The following is a 2,457-nucleotide window of genomic DNA, read 5'->3' as shown; positions in this document are numbered from 1 at the left end:
ATTGATTAGTTGTCAACTTCTGCGAAGTTTTTAACTTATTTTAAACCGCTGTGTTTTTCAGCGACCATTTCATCTTAACACTATCATAATAAGAAGTCAATAGTTATTATTTCTTTTAGTAAGCTACCAAAAGTGGATGATTTTTTTGTTTGTCGTACTTGGTGCTTATTTATATTAATCCTTTCCTACCTTAAAGTCAACACATTATATATATAAATTTCAATTTTATTTTAAGTTCTAGTAAGAATGCCCTTTATTATGAAGAAACAATACCTATAATTCTTCTTGGTATGCAGCCTTCATTGTAAAACCACCAGGATAGTGACTGCCTCTAAGATAGTTTGTCTTGAGAGATTGCTACTCTTATAAGATGCACCTTCGACCTTTAAGGGATCAATCAACTGAAAACCTTCTACCCCAGCACAAAACCGTTGCGGTCTGCAGCAGCATGAAATGAATAGGTAAACTGTTTTGTTCGTTCATCTTTTACTATAGTAGCCACTCTCAGGGTCAGTTGTACTTTCTTTAATTTCTTTGGTTTCTTCTTTATCAAATTTATCCGGTCGAAAAGGCTTAACTTTCTTTCTGAAGCAGTCATTAAGATACGATAAAAAATCTGTTCAAACAGGTCTGTATCTTTAAAGCGACGCTCATAACTTTCCCGAACGTTGAGAAGTGAGGTACTTTATCATGGAAACCGTAACCTAAAAACCAACGGTAAGCCATATTCGTTTCAACTTCTTCAATCGTTTTACGCATCGAACGAATACCGAAGGTATATTGAATGAATGTCATTTAACTAAAATAACTGGATCAATACTTGGGCGCCCTATCTCTGAATACATCTCTTTCACCAAGTCATAAATGAAAGTGAAGTCAATGGCCCCCTCAATTTTACGAACCAAATGGTTCGCTGGCACCAGTTGATCCAAAGTAATCATTTCAAGTTGATCTCGCTGAATAGAATTTTGTTTCGAAAGCATCGTCATCACCTCAAGTTTTAATACTCCTATATTAAAACAAAAAAAACTGTAGCCAAAAGTGTTTATATCTAATTGTTAAAACAAAGTTGATTGGAACGGAAGGTGCGAGACTCCTGTGGGAAAAGCGTGTCCAAGGGATACCCCACAGGCGCAATGGCGCCGAGGAGGCTCCCTGACCGCCCGCGGAAAGCGAGTGCCCTACGTTCCAATCAACGTTCGAATTTTTACAACCCCTCAAAAAAACTGAAGACAAGACCGTTTATACGGTCTTGTCTTTATCGCTTTTTTCTTCATATTTGATATTGTGTTTTGTATCTTCTGCAGGGTGATTTCTTTTAACATCATCTTTTTTTCCCATAACCATGTCATCATAAGGTGTATACATGTTAGAAGGCGTTTTCTTTTTGAAAATCATTCTGTAACCAATCAGCCCTATAATGCCAACCACAATTATAGTAAATACATACGCCACCATACATATCCTCCCAAAAAAGTTACTATATAAATTGAACTTATCAATGTAGTAAATGATTATTACCATATTATAACATATAACTAGTGGGTCAAGGTTACTCTGGTATCCCTTCAATCTCTCTTTTTTTGCGCACTATTTCCTACTTGATTGCGTGAAATTATTGTTTTTTAAGGATGGTGTTTATCTCTAGATTTTTTTTAAAAAAAGCACAGCTGACTTATCCATTGAAGAAAAACAAATTCTTATTCTATAAAATCAAATGAAGTAAATAATCATAAAAGTTACAAAAGGTAATAAAAGTAAGGCGATATTGGAAAAGTGGAGTGAAGCATACTTAGAGAAGGAGATCACATCAATTTTAAGTAAATCACAATTTAATTATCAACAAATGCCACAAGATAATAACCGTTTTATTCATATGGTTAGTAAACTACTACCATTTTCTTTTCTATTAAGTAGACATCTACCGGTATAGGGAAACGATAGACTTATAACCAATAAGAGATTAATGGGATCTTATTTTAGAACAAAAAATGGCGAATACCCATAAGAGCACCGCCGTATAAAGTAATATAAAGAAAATGGCATCAAAAATACACCTCTAAAAATGGATTTTTTTTAAAGGTTTAAGCCAGATTCGCGCTTTTTTGTGGGTACGGTACTCTTCCCAAATCGTTGGTAGTGGTGCTTCCACTTGATGGTAAAACGTTTCAATATTAATCAATATATAAATTATTATCACCTAAGAATTGAATCACATATTATTGAAGCTTTACATTAATAAAGACTCCAACAGATTTTATCTTGTTTCCTTTACGCATTAGTCTTCCAGTTGCTCTAATTTTTGACGCTTCCTCATGCTTCCTTTTCAATAATGCGGAACCTGGCTTAATTTGTAATCCATACTTACAACCCAAAATTGCGTTATAATTTTTGTTCTGCACTTTTCAAATTATATAAACACAAAAAAGACCAGCCAAGGATGGCTGATCTTTTCAA

1 protein-coding gene and 1 pseudogene are annotated in these 2,457 nt (G+C 34.2%); both read right to left on the bottom strand.

Features of this window, described 5'->3' with window-relative positions:
- Nucleotides 1-415: 415 nt before the first annotated feature.
- Nucleotides 416-983: pseudogene (locus AKG34_RS27330) on the bottom strand (transposase); the annotation flags it as partial.
- A 259-nt stretch (nt 984-1,242) separates the two neighbouring features.
- Nucleotides 1,243-1,458, bottom strand: a complete 216-nt coding sequence (locus AKG34_RS26370) for a DUF3951 domain-containing protein (RefSeq protein ID WP_053349119.1) — start codon at nt 1,456-1,458, stop codon at nt 1,243-1,245.
- Nucleotides 1,459-2,457 lie beyond the last annotated feature (999 nt).

The sequence above is a fragment of the Peribacillus butanolivorans genome, from assembly GCF_001273755.1.
Taxonomy (GTDB): domain Bacteria; phylum Bacillota; class Bacilli; order Bacillales; family DSM-1321; genus Peribacillus; species Peribacillus butanolivorans.
The sequence above is the reverse complement of the archived record's forward strand: the minus strand, read 5'-3'. Positions and strand labels throughout refer to the sequence as shown.